Genomic DNA, 17,362 nt, shown 5'->3' with positions numbered 1-17,362 from the left:
CGGGTCGCACGGGGAGCCGCCGCAGGACCACAACGGGTCGGCGCCCCACCGGCCCGACAGCCGCACGGCCCGGGGGTGCGACACCGGCGGCGCGGGCAGACGACCGCGCCGGTCCGAGCGCGCTTCCCATGAGGGCACGCGGGGCAGAGCCGCCCCCGTCGTGCCGTACGGGAGGAGGTCGTCATGAGGGTCCTGCCTCCCTTTCCCATGACGCTGCCGGTGAAGTGGTCCGCCGCGTTGTTGCGCGCGACCGTTCTGGAGCTGGCGATCCTGGCCGGGCACCTGCTGCTCTATCCGACCGGCCTCACCCCGGAGCGCCGCCCCCGCCCGCGTCCCCACGCGGGAACCGACGACGGCGCCCGTGCGGGCGCCGGGGCCGCGCGCCGCCTGCCCGGCACACCGGACGCCGTCCCCACCGTCCTGCTCCACGGCTTCGTCGACAATCGGTCGGTGTTCGTGCTGCTCCGCCGCGCCCTCGCCCGGCAGGGCTCGCGCCATGTCGAGTGCCTCAACTACTCGCCGCTCACCTGCGACATCCGTGCCGCCGCCGATCTGCTCGGCCGCCATGTCGAGGAGATCTGCGCCCGCACCGGCCACCCCGAGATCGACATCGTCGGGCACAGCCTGGGCGGTCTGATCGCCCGCTACTACGTCCAGCGCCTGGGCGGCGACAACCGCGTCCGCACGCTCGTCACGCTCGGCACCCCGCACTCGGGCACGGCCGTCGCCCCGCTCGCGAGCGCCCACCCGATCGTGCGGCAGATGCGGCCGGAGTCGCCGGTGATCGAGGAGCTGCGCATGCCCGCGCCCGGCTGCCGCACCCGGTTCGTCAGCTTCTGGAGCGATCTGGACCGGATCATGTCGCCGGTGGAGACGGCCCGCCTCGACCATCCGGACCTTCTCGTGCAGAACGTGCGAGTGAGCGGAATCGGCCATCTCGCACTGCCTGTTCACCCCGCCGTCGCCGACGGCATCCGCGAGGCTCTCGAGTCGGGCGTGTCGGAAGCGGGCTCTTCTCCGGGCGCCGCGTCCGTCGCTTGAGGTGCCCTTCGAGACCGATTCATCGAACACTTCTCGAACGTAGGGCCAAAGCTCTGCCCTTGGGCCGCCGAAACGCGACTGAATGCCCGTTTCCTGATTGCGTAGATGCCTCCGAAGATTGTCGCCGTCGCGTACCGCCGGGTACAGTCGCGCCACTGCTTCCCCCTGGGGCCCCCTGTGCAAACAGGTGGCTCCGGAAACAGGTCCTGCTGTCGAGGCGAGAGAGAAGTTGGTGAACGACCAGCACACCAACGCCGGGTACGGCGGGTACGCCACCGGCAGCTTCGACTCCGACCCGCTCTTCGGCGCCATGCCGGGAAGTTACGAGGCGGGCCACAGCGGCCAGTACGACTCGTCCCAGTGGAACGCCGGCGGCGAAGGAAGCACCGGGCACGACGCCTACGCGACGGCCCAGCAGGCCCAACAGCCCTCGTACGACGCGCAGTACGAGCAGCAGCAGTACGCGCAGTACGACACCACCGGCCAGTGGGACGCGAGCGCCTGGAACGAGGCGGGCGGCACCGGCCAGTACGAGACGGCCGCCGCGGCCTTCGCCTACGACGCGACCGCCCAGTGGGCGCCCGGCACCTTCGACAGCGGCGCCTACGACGCCACGGCCTGGAACTCCGCAACGGCCACGCCCGAAGGACTCGTTCCGCAACAGTTCGTGCCGGAGCAGGAGTTCACCCCGCAGGCCGGCTACGAGACCTACGAGGCCTACGGCGCGTACCCGACGGGCGACGCCTACGAGCCGCTCCCGGCGCACGAGACCGGCGAGGCGCACGAGACCGGCGAGGCGTACGAGACCGGCCCGCAGTACGAAGCACCTGGGTACGAAGCAGGCGAAACGTACGGCTACACCTTCGAGGCACCGCAGGACGCCGAGCCCGAGGCCGCGGCGACGGACGCCGAAACCGGCTACGAGGCCGAGTACGGCACTGAGGCCGACACCGACCCGGACGCTCCGCGGAGCGACGACGTTCCGGATCACGACGCGATGACCCGGACCATGACCGCCGTGCCCGCCACACCCGTCTCGCCCCGCCCGGTCCGTCGCTCCGGTGGTAGCCGCGGCCGCCGCCGCACCCCCGCCAAGCGCTCGGCGCTCCTCACCGTCGCCGTTCCCTCGGCCTGTGTCATGGGCGTCGCCGGCATCGCCGCCGCGTCCGTCAGCGGCCTCGGCGGCGAGAGCGGGACGACGGACGACAAGACCAACGTGGCAGCCGCCGACCCCGCCTCCGTGCAGCCGGTCGCCGCCAACAACGCCATGGACACGCAGCTCGCCGCGCTCAGCGCCGACGCCCGTGACTTCGGGGACCGGGCCTCCCGCACCCAGGAACGCATCGACCTCAAGGCGCGCCAGGCGGCGGAGAAGAAGAAGCGCGAGGAAGAGGCAGCCCGCCGCGAGGCCCTCCGCCCCAAGTTCGTGCTGCCGGTGAAGCAGGACGGACTCAGCGCGTACTACGGCCAGTCCGGCGTCAACTGGATGTCTCTGCACAGCGGTATCGACTTCCCCGTCCAGTACGGCACCGAGGTCATGGCCGCGACGGACGGCACCGTCCGCACCCAGTGGAACAGCGCCTACGGCAACATGGCCATCGTGACCGCGGCCGACGGCACGGAGACCTGGTACTGCCACCTGAGCAGCACCAAGATCCGCAGCGGCTACGTCAAGGCCGGTGACGTCATCGCCTACTCGGGCAATTCGGGCAACTCCACCGGACCGCACCTCCACTTCGAGGTCCGGCCCGGCGGCGGCGCGGCCATAGACCCGCTGCCCTGGCTGCGCAGCCACGGCCTCGATCCCGCATAGACCCGGCCGGCCCGTCGAAGCCGCGTCAAGCGTGCCCGCACGGACGGGCGTCGGCGTGCCCCTGTGCGCACGGTCGTGGAGACAGCTGTCCGCGCACGCCTGACGTCCGCGTCCCGGCATGTCCGGGGTGCCGGCCCCCGCAGGGGCCGAACACCGTCGTCAGAGCTTCTCGACCGGGGCGTATCTGAGCAGCAGCCTCTTCGGCTTCTCGTCCCCGAAGTCGATCGTCGCCTGCGCCTCGGACCCCGAACCCTTGACCTCGACCACGGTCCCCAGGCCGAACTGGTCGTGCGTGACCCGGTCGCCCACGGCCAGCGAGATCACCGGCTTGTCGCTCGTCCGCCGCGTAGCGAAGCCGGAGGCGCCGCCGCGCGAACGGGAGGACGACAGCGAAGAGGCGATGCCGGACGTCGGTCCGGCGGGGGCCGCCATCGGACCCGTCCGCTTCCAGGTCAGGTGCTGACCTGGGATCTCCTCGAGGAACCGCGACGGCGGGTTGTACGACGGCTGTCCCCAGGCGCTGCGCATCGAGGACCGGGTCAAATAGAGCCGCTCACGGGCTCGAGTGATGCCCACATAGGCCAGGCGCCGCTCCTCCTCGAGCTCCTTCGTCTGCCCGAGGGCCCGCATGTGCGGGAAGACGCCGTCCTCCATGCCGGTGAGGAACACGACAGGGAACTCGAGGCCCTTGGCGGTGTGCAGGGTCATCAGCGTGATGACGCCGGTGCCCTCTTCGTCCTCGTCGGGGATCTGGTCGGAGTCGGCGACGAGCGCCACCTGCTCGAGGAACTCGGCGAGTGTGCCGGTGCCCTCCTCGTCGCCCCGGGCCTGCTCGAACTCGAGCGCCACGGCGGCGAGTTCCTGGAGGTTCTCGATGCGCGTCTCGTCCTGGGGGTCCGTGGACGCCTGGAGCTCCGCGAGATAACCGGTTCGCTCCAGCACGGCCTCCAGCACTACGGCCGGGCCCGCGCCCGAGTCGACGATCGTGCGCAGCTCCTCCATCAGCACGTTGAACCGCTTGACCGCGTTGGCCGAGCGGGCCGCCATGCCGTACGCCTCGTCGACACGGCGCAGCGCCTGCGGGAAGGTGATCTTCTCGCGCAGCGCGAGGGCGTCGATCATCGCCTCCGCGCGATCGCCGATGCCGCGCTTGGGCACGTTCAGGATGCGGCGCAGCGGGACGTTGTCCTCGGGGTTGGCCAGAACCCGCAGGTAGGCCAGCACATCGCGGACCTCCTTGCGCTCGTAGAAGCGCACACCGCCGACGACCTTGTAGGGCAGGCCGACGCGGATGAAGATCTCCTCGAAGACACGCGACTGGGCGTTCGTGCGGTAGAAGACGGCGACGTCGCCGGCCTTCGCCTCGCCCGTGTCCGTGAGCCGGTCGATCTCGTCGGCGACGAACTGTGCCTCGTCGTGCTCGGTGTCCGCGACGTAGCCGGTGATCTGGGCGCCGGCGCCGGCGTTCGTCCACAGGTTCTTGGGGCGGCGGGACTCGTTGCGCTCGATGACGGCGTTGGCGGCGGAGAGGATCGTCTGGGTGGAGCGGTAGTTCTGCTCCAGCAGGATCGTCGTCGCGTCCGGGTAGTCCTCCTCGAACTGGAGGATGTTGCGGATGGTCGCGCCGCGGAAGGCGTAGATCGACTGGTCGGCGTCACCGACGACGCACAGCTCCGCCGGCTCCAGGTCCTCGTACCCCTTGCCCACCAGTTCGCGCACGAGCGTGTACTGAGCGTGGTTGGTGTCCTGGTACTCGTCGACGAGGACGTGCCGGAACCGCCGCTGGTAGTGCTCCGCGACGTCCGGGAACGCCTGGAGCAGATGGACGGTGGTCATGATGATGTCGTCGAAGTCCAGGGCGTTGGCCTCGCGCAGCCGGGCCTGGTACATCCGGTACGCCTCGGCGAGCGTCTTCTCGAATCCGTCGACGGCCTGGTCGGCGAAGGTCTCCTCGTCGATCAGCTCGTTCTTCAGGTTCGAGATCTTTGCGCTGAAGGACTTCGGCGGGAACTTCTTCGGGTCGAGGTCGAGATCACGGCAGACCAGCGACATCAGGCGCTTCGAGTCCGCCGCGTCGTAGATCGAGAACGACGAGGTGAAGCCCAGCTTCTTGGACTCGCGGCGCAGGATGCGGACGCAGGCGCTGTGGAAGGTCATGACCCACATCGCGTTGGCGCGCGGGCCCACCAGCTGCTCGACGCGTTCCTTCATCTCGCCGGCGGCCTTGTTGGTGAAGGTGATCGCCAGTATCTGGCCGGGGTGGACCCGGCGCGTGCCCAGCAGGTGGGCGATGCGATGGGTGAGCACCCTGGTCTTGCCGGAGCCGGCGCCGGCGACGATGAGCAGCGGTGACCCTGTGTGCACGACGGCGGCGCGCTGCTGCTCGTTCAGCCCGTCGAGCAGGGCGGCGGGGTCCACGACAGGGCGCGGCGCGCCGTCGCGGTAGTACCCGTCGCGGGCCGGAGGCACGTCGAAGGCGCCCTGGAAGAGGTCGTCCGGAAGCTGCTCCGGAGCCGGGTCCTCGGGCGGCGGCGGGGGCCCGTCCGCGTCGGGCCGGAGGTCCGCCAGGAAGCTGTCGTCAAAGAGGCTGCTCATCGCTTAACGAGTCTAGGCGGCCGGACCGACAACCGTGGCCGCACCGGGACACCGGGGGGCGCCACGGTATGTGACAGGTCGGATCCGCGGGGCGACCGTCGGCCGGCCGGCGACCCGCCCCCGAAAAAGGTCACGAAAATGTATCGGACATATCGAACATCAACCTTCACAGCAGACGCACGAGTTGGCTAGCGTGCTCGACCAGGCGGCCCGCATCCCTCCCGGCGAACCACGCCGAACGGGCGGCCTGCGCCGAATCCGGGCTTCTCCCGAGGGAGTTCGGAACCGGGGACCCACCAAGCACCACCGGGGTGAATCGGACCGTGCCCCGCTCGGTCCGTAGGGCGTCTTCCGTTCGCCCGAACCCGACAGCTAACCCGGTAGGCGGTCCACGGAAGAAGGAGATGCCGGCCTTGGCGTCGCATCGCAAGCCCCGCAGCCGTACCGCAAAACCGTCCACCGCCGTTGGATTCACCACGGCCGCCCTCGCCGGTGTGACGCTGCTCTCCACACAGAGCGCCACCGCCGCGCCGTCCGACCCGAAGCCCAGCATCGAAGAGGTGCAGAAGAAGGTCGACGACCTGTACCGGCAGGCCGGCAGCGCGACGCAGGAGTTCAACAAGGCGAAGGAAGCCACGGCGGAGAAGCGCCAGGAGGTCGACCGGCTGCTCGACGAGGCGGCCGATCGCACGGAGAAGCTGAACGAGTCCCGCCGCGCCCTCGGCAACTACGCGGCAGCGCAGTACCGCACCGGTTCCGTCACCCCCACCGCCGCGCTGATGTTCGCGGACAGCCCCCAGGCGTACTTCGACCAGACCCAGCTGATGGACCGGATGACGGACCAGCAGCGCAGGGCCGTCAGCGAGTACGAGACCGAGCGGGCCGCGGCAGCGAAGCAGCGCGCGGAGGCCACCAAGCGCCTCGAGTCCCTCACGGACTCCCAGGAGGCCCTGCGCACCAGCAAGCAGACGGTGCAGACGAAGCTCGCGGAGGCACGCGCCCTGCTCTCCGAGCTGACGGCGGAGGAGAAGGCACGCCTCGCCGCGATCGAGCGGGAGAAGGAGGAGGAGGCGCGTCGCAAGGCCGAGGCCAAGGCGAAGGCGGAGGCGGCGGCCCGGGCGGAGGCCGAGCGGCAGCAGCAGGAGCGCGAGACCACCCCGGAAACAGGCACCACCGACCCGGGGACCGGCACCGGCACCGACGACGGCACGTACGCGGCCAAGGCCGACAAGGTCCTCGCGTTCGCCCGTGCCCAGATCGGCAAGCCCTACGTCTGGGGCGCGACGGGCCCGAGCTCGTACGACTGCTCCGGCCTCACCGCGGCCGCGTGGAAGGCGGCGGGGGTGGACCTGCCGCGCACCACCTGGGACCAGGTGAAGGTCGGCACCCGTGTCGAGACGGCCGACCTGCTCCCCGGCGACCTTGTCTTCTTCTACGACGACATCAGCCACGTCGGCATCTACATCGGCGACGGCAAGATGATCCACGCGCCCAAGCCGGGCGCGAACGTCCGCGAGGAGTCCATCTACTACATGCCGATCTACGGCAGCGTCCGCCCCGCCTGAGGCCCGGCGGGACCGGCACGAGGCCGGACGCACCGGTGCCCGGGCGGCCGAGCCGTCCGGGCACCGTCATGTCCGCGCGCGGGTCAGGTCCAGAGCGTGGCGATGAAGATGTTGGCGACGGTCAGGCCGCCCACCGCGCCGAAGAGCGCCTTGTCGACCTGCTCCTCGTCCCTCTTGACGTACACGAGGCCGAGGATCACGACCAGCACCGCCAGCTTGATGCCGATCTTGAGGTTGTTGACCGTCTGGTCGTCCGCCTGGTTCAGACCCACCAGGGCCACACCGGTGACCAGCATGGTGAGCGCACCGTGCAGCATCGCGGGACCGAAGCGGGCCGTGCCCTCGCCCATCGCCTTCATCTGGGTCAGGAACCCGCCCAACAGCGAGGCGATGCCGATGATGTGCAGTGCGACGAAGACATTGATGAGTACGTCCATGGCCCGGAGCCTAGCCCGGCCCATACCACCGTCGGCCGGGCAGGTGGCCCTGTCCGCGGCATCGGTCGGGGGACCGACCGATGCGTGTCCACGACGACGTCCGGACGTTCATCAATGGCTGCCGGACGCCCATTTTCGGAGATTTACGGTCGTTGTGTCCCGCCCCTGTCGACACGGGGCCTAGCGTCCTCCCCCAGGTGGCCGACTCCACGCGAGCCGTCGTACAGCCGGACGGCACTCGGCCGCCACCGCCACAAGGTCCTGCGGCGGACCGCTTCCCCGTGCGGCCGCCGCAGGACGCAGGTGCGGCGGCAGGGACGACGGAAGGACGTGGAAGCCCTCGTGGCAGCACACCGGGAACACCGAAAGCCCCGTGGACGCCGGCTCGACGGACCCGCCGCCCGTACCGCGGTCACGCTCGCTCTGGCGGGCGCGGCGGCCACGACCGCGTTCGACGGCACGGGACACGCGGAACCGGTCCTCACCCCCGCGCAGATCCGGGCCGAGGTGGACAAGCTGTACCAGGAGGCGGAGGTCGCCACCGAGAAGCACAACGGCGCCAGGGAAAGCGCTGAGAGCGCCCGCAGATCGCTGGACTCGCTGCGCGACGAGGCCGCGCGCCGGACCGAGAGCCTCAACACCTCCCGCAACGCCCTCGGTTCCCTCGCCACCGCCCAGTACCGTGACGGCGGCATGGACCCCGGTCTGCGGCTCGTGCTGACCTCCGACCCCAAGGAGTACCTCCGGCGCGCCGCCGTCGGGGAACGGGCCGGAGCGCTCCAGGCCGCCGCGGTCTCCGACGTGCGGCGGCAGTTGCGGGATCTCGCACAGCTCAAGGCCCGGGCCGGTGACCGTATCGCCGAACTCGAGGCGCACCGCAAGGAACTGGCCGGCCACAAGGCCGCCGTGCGGAGCAGACTCGCCGCCGCGGAACGCCTGCTGGCCCGGATGACCGCCGAGCAGCGGGCCCGCTACAACGGCGGCACCGATTCGGACGGACCGGCGCGGGCGGACCGCGCCGGCACTCCGCGCGGCACCCTGAAGTCCCCGAACAGCCGCGCGGCGCAGGCCGTCGCCTACGCGTACGGAGCGATCGGCAAGCCCTACGTGTGGGGGGCGACGGGCCCCGGGTCCTACGACTGCTCCGGGCTGACCCAGGCCGCCTGGCGTTCCGCCGGGGTCTCACTGCCGCGCACCACGTACACCCAGATCAACGTCGGGGCGCGGGTGCCCCGTTCCCAACTGGCACCGGGTGACCTGGTCTTCTTCTACTCCGGCGTCTCGCACGTCGGCCTCTACATCGGCGGCGGGCAGATGATCCACGCCCCGCGCCCCGGTGCTCCGGTGCGGGTGGCGCCGATCGACCAGATGCCGTTCGCGGGAGCGACCCGCCCCGCGTGACCCGGCGGGCGGCCCGCCCCTTGAAACGGGCTGTCGCCCCTTAATCCGGTTGCCCGTTCCCCGGGCCGATGCCACCATCCCGGGGTCCGTTCCAGCCTCGACCAGCAGGAGCCGTACGTGGACCTCGACGTCCAGAACTATGTGCGCACGCTCGCACTCCGCTCACCCGGCCACGTACGTGTGGGCCCCTTCACGGTGCGCTACAACGCCGACTGGCCCATCCCGCCCGTCAATTACGCCGTGCCCGACCATGCCGCCAGTCCGACGGCGGACGACATCCGGGCCCTGATCGAGGTGTTCCGCGAGAAGGAGCGGCTGCCGCGCCTGGAGTTCCTGCCGTCCTGCGCGCCGGACGTCGAACCGGCCCTGCTGGCGGCCGGTTTCACGGTCGAGCGCCGCGCGCCGCTGCTCGCCTGCTCCCCCGACGCGCTCGTGACACCGCCGGTGCCGGGGATCACCTTCACCGTCGTGTCGGACGAGGCCGGTTACCGGGCCGCGGCCGGAGTGCAGCATGCCGGATACGGCTTCGAGGGCGAGGCGACGGAGGGCGAGATCGGCGCACTGCGGAACGTGGTGGAGGGCGGCGGGGTCGCGGCTCTGGCCACGGACGACACCGACGGCACCCCGGTCGCGGCCGGCAGCTGCTCGGTCCCGGTCGACGGTCTCTGCGAGCTGACCGGACTCGCGGTCGCCGCGACCCACCGCCGCAGGGGCATCGGCGCGGCGTTCTCCGCGTTCCTGACCGCGAAGGCCTTCGACGCCGGCTGCCGGACCGTGTGGCTGGAGCCCGGCGACGCGGACGTCGAACGGGTCTACGCCGCCGTCGGCTACGTCAGGGTCGGCAACAAGACCGACATGTCGCTGACCTGACGCGGCGGCCGGCGCGTCACACCAGGCGCCGCGCCGTCGCCCACCGGGTCAGCTCGTGCCGGTTGGACAGCTGAAGCTTGCGCAGCACCGCGGACACGTGCGACTCGACCGTCTTCACCGAGATGAAGAGCTGCTTGGCGATCTCCTTGTACGCGTACCCGCGCGCGATGAGTCGCAGCACCTCCCGCTCCCGCTGGGTCAGCCGGTCCAGGTCCTCGTCGACCGGCGGCGCGTCCGTCGAGGCGAAGGCGTCCAGCACGAAGCCGGCCAGCCGCGGCGAGAACACCGCGTCGCCGTCCTGCACACGGAAGATCGAGTCGACCAGGTCGCTGCCGGTGATCGTCTTGGTGACGTAGCCACGGGCGCCGCCGCGGATGACGCCGATCACGTCCTCCGCCGCGTCGGACACCGACAGCGCCAGGAACCGCACCGGGTTCTCCGCCGCCGCCATCAGCGAGGCGCAGCGGCGCAGCACCTCCACCCCGCCGCCGCCGGGAAGGTGCACGTCGAGGAGGACGACCTCTGGGCGGGTCGCCGTGATCACGGTGACCGCCTGGTCGACGTCGGCGGCCTCCCCGACGACCTCGACGCCCGTGCGCTCGGTCTGCCCGATCTCGGCCTGCACGCCCGTGCGGAACATCCGGTGGTCGTCGACGAGTACGACCCGCACCCGACGTTCTGTGGTCTCTCCGGCCGCCTCGGTCATCCGTCCGCCCTCTCCATCTCGAGCTCCACTTCCGTGCCCCCTCCGGGCACGGAGCGCAGTCGTGCCGTCCCGCCGTTGCGCTGCATTCGCCCGATGATCGACTCCCTGACACCCATCCGGTCCTCCGGTACGGCGTCCAGGTCGAATCCCGGCCCCCGGTCCCGTACGGACACGAAGACCGTACGGCCCTCGACCTCCGCGTACACCTGCACCGCCCCTCCCGCGCCACCGTACTTGGCGGCGTTGACCATAGCTTCGCGGGCGGCCTGCATCTGTGCGCCCAGTTTGTCGTCGAGCGGGCAGTCGCCGACGACGACGACCTCGAGCGGGACCCCGTGCTTGTCCTCGACCTCGGCGGCCGCCTTCTTGACCGCCTCCGCGAGGGTGTCGGGCTCCTCGTCCTCGTCCTTGCCGGTGCCCTCCGGCTTGTAGAGCCAGTTTCGCAGCTCGCGTTCCTGGGCGCGGGCGAGCCGGCGCACCTCGCCGGCGTCGTCGGCGTTCCGCTGGATCAGGGTCAGGGTGTGCAGGACGGAGTCGTGGACGTGAGCGGCTACCTCCGCCCGTTCCTGGGCCCGGATGCGCATGGTCCGCTCCTCGGAGAGGTCCTGCGTCATCCGCACCAGCCACGGACCGGCGAGCAGCGCGACACCGGCGATGACGGCGACCGCGGCGGTCAGCACATTGCCGAGCTGGGCGGCCGAGCCGCGGACCACCATGAAGACGGTCAGGCCCATGCCGACGAGGGCGACGCCGGCCAGCGCCCTGGCCAGTTGGAGCAGCCGCCGCCGACGGCCCACGTCGGTCCAGCGGGCGCGGCGGGCGTTGTCCGCCTGCCGCCAGACCAGGACCACGCCCGCCCCGATGAGCAGCGTCGGCCAGACGTAGCGGTTGCTGCCGCGCATGTCGACGTTGCCGACGAAGACCGCGGCCCCGAAGAGCAGGGCGACCATCGCGAACAGCTGGCCCTTGTCCGGCTTGCGCAGCCGGCGGCGTCCGTCCGGCGTGGTCTCGAACACCGAGCGCGGTTCCGCCGCCCGGCCGCCGACCCCGAGGGGGACGACGATCCAGAACACCGCGTAGAGCACGGCGCCCAGGCCGTCGGCCAGGAACAGCCCGAGGAAGACCAGGCGCACCCAGATGACGGGCAGCCCCAGGTGACCGGCCAGACCGCGGGCCACACCGCCGAGCATCCGCCCGTCGGCACTGCGGTACAGCTTGCGCAGAGCCGGCTCCTCGGGCAGCGGGGCGCGCGAGGGGCCGGTGGTTCCGGGCGTGGCGACTGGCATGCACCGATCGTCACACGGCGGAAGGGGACGCGGTATCAGGGTCGTCCCCCAACCGTCCCTGATCCCCGGGTACGCCCCTCGGCCCGGAGGAGGCTCGGAGTGCCGACGGGGACGCCCGGACGCCGTCCCGAGGAGGCTCAGGGGCGGAAATCAGGGAACGGCCAGGGTCGGCGCGGCTCCCGCCCCACCCCTCGGCCCGTCACCATGGACCCATGACAGAGCAGCCGACCGTCCCGCCCCCCGAGGCACCCCCGCTGCGCCGCTCCCCGCACCACAAGGTGGTTGCCGGTGTGTGCGGCGGACTGGGCCGCTACTGCGACGTGGACCCGGTGATCTTCCGGATCGCGGTCGGCGTGCTCTCGGTGACCGGCGGAATCGGGCTGATCTTCTACGGCTTCGCCTGGCTGCTGCTCCCCTCGGAGGACGACGAGGAGAACGAGTTCCGCCGGCTGCTGTCGGGCCGGGTCGACGGCGCGTCGCTGACGGCCGTGCTCCTCGCCCTGATCGGCTGCGGGATCTTCCTCTCCATGCTGGGCAACGACAGCGCCCTCTCCTTCGCCGCGCTGCTGTCGCTGGCGGTCACCGGGGCGGCCGTGTGGTCCCAGCGCCGCCGGCTCGCCACGACCGAAGGCGCGCCGATGGACACGGCGACGGCGCACACGGTCGCGGAGGCCCCACCGGAGACCAAGGCCCCGCCGGTGCCGGAGAGCCCTTCGTGGTGGCGCGACCCGATCGTGAAGGACGGCACGACCGGCCCGGTGCCGACCGGCTATCTGTGGGGCCCCGACGCGGCGGTGGCGGACGCCTCGGTGCCGCACGGCCGGGGCGGAAGCGGGTGGGTGCCGCCGCAGAACCGCGGTCCGCGGGGAATCGGCGGCGCGGTCTTCCTCCTGGCACTCGTCGCGGGCGGGCTGGGGACGGGACTGAGCTGGGAGGGGCAGCCCTTGGGCACCGCCCTGCAGATCGGTCTGGTGGCCGCGCTGTCGGTCTTCGGGCTCGGCCTGCTGGTCAGCGCCCTGCTGGGCCGCACGGGCTTCGGCACGATCCTGTTGACGCTGGTCACGGCCGGGATGCTCGCCGGCGCCTCGGCGCTGCCGAAGGACATCGGCACGAGCTGGGGCGAGCAGCACTGGCGGCCGGCGACGGTCACCGCCGTCGAGCCGCTCTACGAGCTGGGCACCGGCGTCGGCACCCTCGACCTGTCCGCGCTTTCCGTCCCCGCGGGCGAGGCGGTGTCGACACGGGCCGAGATCGGGGCGGGGCAGCTCAAGGTCGTGCTGCCGAGGGACGCGACGGTGAAGCTGGACGCCGAGGTGGGCGTCGGCGACCTCCGGCTCCCCGGGGACACCCCCAACGACATCGACGTCGGCCCGAGCCAGGACCGCCGGCGCACGCTGCCACCGCCCGCCGGGGTCGAGTCGGCTGGCACGCTGGAGCTGAAGCTGGAAGTGGGCATCGGACAGGTGGAGGTGACCCGTGCGGCGTCATGAGTCCGGTGAGGGGGCCGTGCGCCACGGGGCGGACGGGTCCGGTCGCGCGTTCCGGCACGGCTTCCGCCCCGCGAGGTTCGTCGCGGGGCTGTGTGTCCTGACAGTGGCGCTGCTCTACGGCGGGGACGCGGGCGGCGCCTGGCACACGCCCTGGTGGGTGGCGTTCCCCGTGGTCTTCGGCGGCTTCTTCGTGGCGGGCGTGGTGGCCGCCGTGCACTACGGGGTGCGGCGCCGGGCCGCGATCAGCGCGTCGAGGGACCACAGGGAGGCGCCCGCGAGCACCAACGGCAGCCAGGCCATCAGGTAGGCGAGGTCGTTGCCGTAGTAGTACGGGTCCGTCTGCCAGCTCACCGTCAGCCACAGGCTCAGCGAGATCAGCGCCCCGCCGAGGGCGGCGAGCCGGGCCAGCAGCCCGATCAGGGTCCCGATGCCGACGGCCAGTTCACCGAGGGCCATGGCGTAGCCGAAGCCCTCCGGGTTCTTCAGCGCCAGATCGACGAGCGCCGGCACGGCGGACGAGTCGCGCACGGCGTTCATCATCTCGCCGATGGAACCGGTGCCGGTCGCCGACATGAACGCGCTGTCGGTGAGCTTGTCGAGACCCGCGTAGATGAACGTGACGCCGAGGAAGACACGCAGCGGCAGCAGGGCGTACCGGCCGGCCCGCTCCCTGAAGCCGCGTGGTCGGTCGTCGTCGGGCGCCCCGTGGTCCGCCGTCGCCCGATGAGTGTGTGTCATCGCTGGTCCCCGCCTTCAGTCGACCCGTCGCCCGTCCATACGTACGGCGCGGTCGCGCCGCTCACCAGACTAGTCACAGACCTTGTGACGCACGGGTCCTGAGACACACGGGTGAGGGGCAAGGGGCGACGTCAGTACGTCACTTCGATGAGGCAGCGGTTGCTCTCCACGCCGGCGGCCGTCACCACCTGCACATCGACCTGCCCGGGCTCGACCTCCGCCGGCACCGGCACGGTGAGCGCCGTGTCCGTCGGGTTGGCGAACCCGCCGGGCACCGGGATCAGCGGGACGTGCACATGCACGGCCCCGATGCGGACGACCATGCGCGCCAGCCGGTCGGGGGCGCCCGCGCCCGGCGGGACGAAGCCCGAGCCGCGGAGCTCGATGTCGTCTCCGGTGCGGATGGGTCCGTCCAGGTCACCGGCCTCCCGTGCCCGCACCACCGACATCACCACGGGCCTGCCGCCCTCCGCGTACTTGGCCGCCAGATACGTCGCCGCGGAGACGGCCATCAACAGGACGGCGCCCCACGGCAGCTCGGGCAGCCGCCCGGGGCCGCGCCCGAGCTGCACCAGCGTGTACGTCATGGCGGCGGCGCTCAGCAGCACGTACTGCACATCGGCGAAGGCGGCCCGGCCGTCGTCGTCGCAGACGAGGTCGCGGGGGTGGGGCCGGTCGGCCGGCACCTTCTGCAGCCGCTGGCCCTGGACGCGCACGGCGACGACCCGGCGCACCAGGACGGCGACCGCGCAGACCAGGGCGAGGACGGTCAGCAGGCCGGCGCCCCGGCCGAGGGCCAGGCCGTCGGCGAGGCGGTCGTGGTCCGCGGGTGCGGAGGACCACGCCTGTTGCAGCGCGAGGACCAGCAGCGCGTAGCAGACCACCAGCACCCAGGCGATGGCGACGGAACGTGAGGTGGAGAGCCGGTTGTCCTCACCGGCCAGCGGCGCGAGGAGCCCGCCGCGTGCCCGGTGGGCGTGGGCGCCGGCAGTGAGAGCACCGGCGACGGCCAGCGCGGCGAGCAGTCCCGCCGTACGCGCGCCGGTCCAGCCCGCGCCCATGGCGGTCACCAGCTGGACGGTGGCGAGGACACCGAAGCAGGCCCACACGGCGACGAGTGAACTCAGCCTGAGCCGGCGCAGCCGGGCGCCGTCCGCCTCCCGGCCGCGGTCGGAGACCGTACGGGCGGCCTGGGTCAGCTCGTCCGACACCCACTGGCGCGAGGCGCCGGGCGAGTGGGCCACGCCCGCGGGCAGTCCCTGGCCGGCCGCGAACCCCTCGCGCAGGCCGACGAATTCGGCCACCGCTCGCCGGTGGCTCTCGCGCGCGCTGTGCACGCACTCGTCGCACCGTCCCGCTTCCTGCACCGCCACGACCGAACGCCACCTCTCCCGCATCAGGAAGAACAACCGCCTTGTGATGCATGGGAATTGTGCCGCACGCAAGCCGCCGCCACCCCGATGGCCGAGGCCACGCCGGGTGAATCACGACCTCACCGTGTTGACGCCACCTCGTCGGTAGGCGCCCTCTCCTCGGCCGACGGCCGGAACGACGACGCCGCCGCTCGGACGAACGAGCGACGGCGTCGGCGTTGAAGTCGGGGAGAGGTCACTCCCACTCGATGGTGCCCGGCGGCTTGCTCGTCACGTCGAGGACCACGCGGTTCACGTCCGCGACCTCGTTGGTGATCCGCGTCGAGATCTTCGCCAGCACCTCGTACGGCATCCGCGTCCAGTCCGCCGTCATGGCGTCCTCGGACGAGACCGGGCGCAGCACGATCGGGTGGCCGTAGGTGCGGCCGTCGCCCTGGACGCCGACGCTGCGGACGTCGGCGAGCAGCACCACGGGGCACTGCCAGATGTCGCGGTCGAGACCGGCCGCCGTGAGCTCCTCGCGGGCGATGGCGTCGGCCTCGCGGAGCAGGTCGAGCCGCTCACGCGTGACCTCGCCGACGATGCGGATGCCCAGGCCCGGTCCCGGGAACGGCTGACGCTGGACGATCTCGTCCGGCAGGCCGAGCTCCTGGCCGACCATGCGGACCTCGTCCTTGAAGAGCTTGCGCAGCGGCTCGACGAGTTCGAACTCGAGGTCCTCCGGCAGACCGCCGACATTGTGGTGCGACTTGATGTTGGCGGTGCCGGTGCCGCCGCCGGACTCGACGACGTCCGGGTAGAGCGTGCCCTGGACGAGGAACGCGACGTCCTCGCCGCCCGCGGCCTCGGCCACGATCTCGGCCTGCGCCTGCTCGAAGACCCGGATGAACTCGCGCCCGATGATCTTGCGCTTCTCCTCGGGGTCGGAGACCCCGGCCAGCGCCTTGAGGAAACGGTCCGCCGCGTCGACGACCTTCAGCTGCACGCCGGTGGCGGCGACGAAGTCCTTCTCGACCTGCTCCGTCTCGCCCTTGCGCATCAGTCCGTGGTCGACGTACACGCAGGTGAGCTGCGAGCCGATGGCCTTCTGCACGAGCGCCGCGGCGACCGCGGAGTCCACACCGCCGGACAGACCGCAGATCGCGCGCTTGGTGCCGACCTGCGCGCGGATCGCCTCGACCTGCTCCTCGATGACGTTGCCCGTGGTCCAGTTCGGCTCGATGCCGGCGCCGCGGTAGAGGAAGTGCTCGAGGACCTGCTGGCCGTAGGTGGAGTGCATCACCTCGGGGTGGTGCTGCACGCCGTACAGCTTCTTCTCGTCGTTCTCGAAGGCGGCGACCGGCACCACGTCGGTGGACGCGGTGACCGTGAAGCCCTCGGGCGCGGCGGAGCAGGCGTCACCGTGCGACATCCACACCGACTGCTCGTCCGGCGTGCCCTCGAAGAGCGTCGAGCCGCTCTTGGAGACGTGCAGGGGCGTGCGGCCGTACTCCCGCGCGCCGGTGTTGTCGACGGTGCCGCCGAGCGTCGTCGCCATCAGCTGGAAGCCGTAGCACATGCCGAAGACGGGGACCCCGGCCTCGAAGATCGCGCGGTCCAGGCGCGGGGCGCCCTCCGCGTAGACCGAGGAGGGGCCGCCGGAGAGGATGATCGCCCTCGGGTTCTTGGCCAGCATCTCCGCCACCGGCATGGTGGACGGGACGATCTCGCTGTAGACCCGGGCCTCACGGACGCGGCGGGCGATGAGCTGGGCGTACTGGGCACCGAAGTCGACAACGAGGACTACGTCCGGGTTGGAGTGGTCGGCGGCGGCGGAGGGTGCTGCTGGCACTGGTGGCGGCCTTCCGGCGGAGAGAGAGGGTCTGCTTTGTCGATTCTACCGGCGCGCCGGAGATCCCATTTCGTCTCACCATCCGAACCCGGTTTGCCCGGCGCGGCCGGGCCGGGTCCATACTGGCCGCATGCAGAAGCAGCTGACCTTCGTCTTTACCTATGGCACCGGCCCGTCCGGCTGCCATGGTCGTGCTGCCTAGCTTCAGACAGCGAC

The 17,362-nt window shown here is 71.6% G+C and carries 13 protein-coding genes and 1 riboswitch; of the genes, 6 read left to right on the top strand and 7 right to left on the bottom strand.

Annotation, left to right across the window (positions count from 1 at the left end; genetic code table 11):
- Positions 1-183 precede the first annotated feature (183 nt).
- Positions 184-1,041, top strand: coding sequence for an esterase/lipase family protein (locus ACWGH4_RS14740; RefSeq protein WP_453460167.1), 858 nt, complete (start codon positions 184-186; stop codon positions 1,039-1,041).
- A gap of 232 nt (positions 1,042-1,273) precedes the next feature.
- The gene (locus ACWGH4_RS14735) at positions 1,274-2,854 is read left to right on the top strand and encodes a M23 family metallopeptidase (RefSeq protein WP_453460164.1); all 1,581 of its coding nucleotides are present in this window, start codon (positions 1,274-1,276) and stop codon (positions 2,852-2,854) included.
- A gap of 159 nt (positions 2,855-3,013) precedes the next feature.
- Here ACWGH4_RS14735 and pcrA read toward each other — a convergent pair whose 3' ends face one another.
- Entirely contained in the window at positions 3,014-5,449 is a 2,436-nt protein-coding gene (pcrA, locus tag ACWGH4_RS14730) for a DNA helicase PcrA (protein ID WP_453460162.1), read from the bottom strand.
- Positions 5,450-5,689: 240 nt separating this feature from the next.
- A riboswitch (cyclic di-AMP (ydaO/yuaA leader) is annotated at positions 5,690-5,851 on the top strand.
- 2 nt (positions 5,852-5,853) lie between these two features.
- Here pcrA and ACWGH4_RS14725 point away from each other — a divergent pair.
- Positions 5,854-7,014: an NlpC/P60 family protein gene (locus ACWGH4_RS14725; protein ID WP_453460160.1), complete on the top strand. Its 1,161-nt coding sequence runs from the start codon at positions 5,854-5,856 to the stop codon at positions 7,012-7,014.
- 83 nt (positions 7,015-7,097) lie between these two features.
- Here the strand turns inward: ACWGH4_RS14725 and ACWGH4_RS14720 are convergent, their stop codons facing one another.
- Positions 7,098-7,451 (bottom strand): hypothetical protein, encoded by a 354-nt coding sequence (locus tag ACWGH4_RS14720; RefSeq protein WP_441263747.1) that lies wholly within the window; start codon positions 7,449-7,451, stop codon positions 7,098-7,100.
- A 342-nt stretch (positions 7,452-7,793) separates the two neighbouring features.
- Here ACWGH4_RS14720 and ACWGH4_RS14715 point away from each other — a divergent pair, with 342 nt between their 5' ends.
- A complete protein-coding gene (locus ACWGH4_RS14715) occupies positions 7,794-8,852 on the top strand; it encodes an NlpC/P60 family protein (RefSeq protein ID WP_453460157.1) in 1,059 nt (352 codons plus the stop codon).
- 117 nt (positions 8,853-8,969) lie between these two features.
- Positions 8,970-9,722, top strand: a complete 753-nt coding sequence (locus ACWGH4_RS14710; protein WP_453460154.1) for a GNAT family N-acetyltransferase — start codon at positions 8,970-8,972, stop codon at positions 9,720-9,722.
- 16 nt (positions 9,723-9,738) lie between these two features.
- Here ACWGH4_RS14710 and ACWGH4_RS14705 read toward each other — a convergent pair whose 3' ends face one another.
- On the bottom strand, positions 9,739-10,428 hold the full coding sequence (locus ACWGH4_RS14705) for a LuxR C-terminal-related transcriptional regulator (RefSeq protein WP_307707843.1): 690 nt from the start codon (positions 10,426-10,428) through the stop codon (positions 9,739-9,741).
- Positions 10,425-11,714 (bottom strand): ATP-binding protein, encoded by a 1,290-nt coding sequence (locus tag ACWGH4_RS14700; RefSeq protein ID WP_159688413.1) that lies wholly within the window; start codon positions 11,712-11,714, stop codon positions 10,425-10,427. The genes ACWGH4_RS14705 and ACWGH4_RS14700 overlap by 4 nt, the downstream gene beginning before the upstream one ends.
- 212 nt (positions 11,715-11,926) lie before the next feature.
- Between ACWGH4_RS14700 and ACWGH4_RS14695 the strand changes: the two genes are divergently transcribed.
- Positions 11,927-13,204, top strand: a complete 1,278-nt coding sequence (locus ACWGH4_RS14695; RefSeq protein ID WP_453460150.1) for a PspC domain-containing protein — start codon at positions 11,927-11,929, stop codon at positions 13,202-13,204.
- A 216-nt stretch (positions 13,205-13,420) separates the two neighbouring features.
- Here the strand turns inward: ACWGH4_RS14695 and ACWGH4_RS14690 are convergent, their stop codons facing one another.
- The 3 genes from ACWGH4_RS14690 to guaA all read right to left on the bottom strand — a co-directional run bounded on the left by ACWGH4_RS14690 (position 13,421) and on the right by guaA (position 17,146).
- Positions 13,421-13,942 (bottom strand): DoxX family protein, encoded by a 522-nt coding sequence (locus ACWGH4_RS14690; RefSeq protein WP_453460148.1) that lies wholly within the window; start codon positions 13,940-13,942, stop codon positions 13,421-13,423.
- A gap of 131 nt (positions 13,943-14,073) precedes the next feature.
- Entirely contained in the window at positions 14,074-15,339 is a 1,266-nt protein-coding gene (locus ACWGH4_RS14685) for a hypothetical protein (RefSeq protein WP_453460145.1), read from the bottom strand.
- Between the two features lie 211 nt (positions 15,340-15,550).
- A complete protein-coding gene (gene guaA / locus ACWGH4_RS14680) occupies positions 15,551-17,146 on the bottom strand; it encodes a glutamine-hydrolyzing GMP synthase (RefSeq protein WP_307707838.1) in 1,596 nt (531 codons plus the stop codon).
- Positions 17,147-17,362 lie beyond the last annotated feature (216 nt).

The sequence above is a fragment of the Streptomyces sp. NPDC054847 genome (assembly GCF_053610925.1).
The sequence above is the reverse complement of the archived record's forward strand: the minus strand, read 5'-3'. Positions and strand labels throughout refer to the sequence as shown.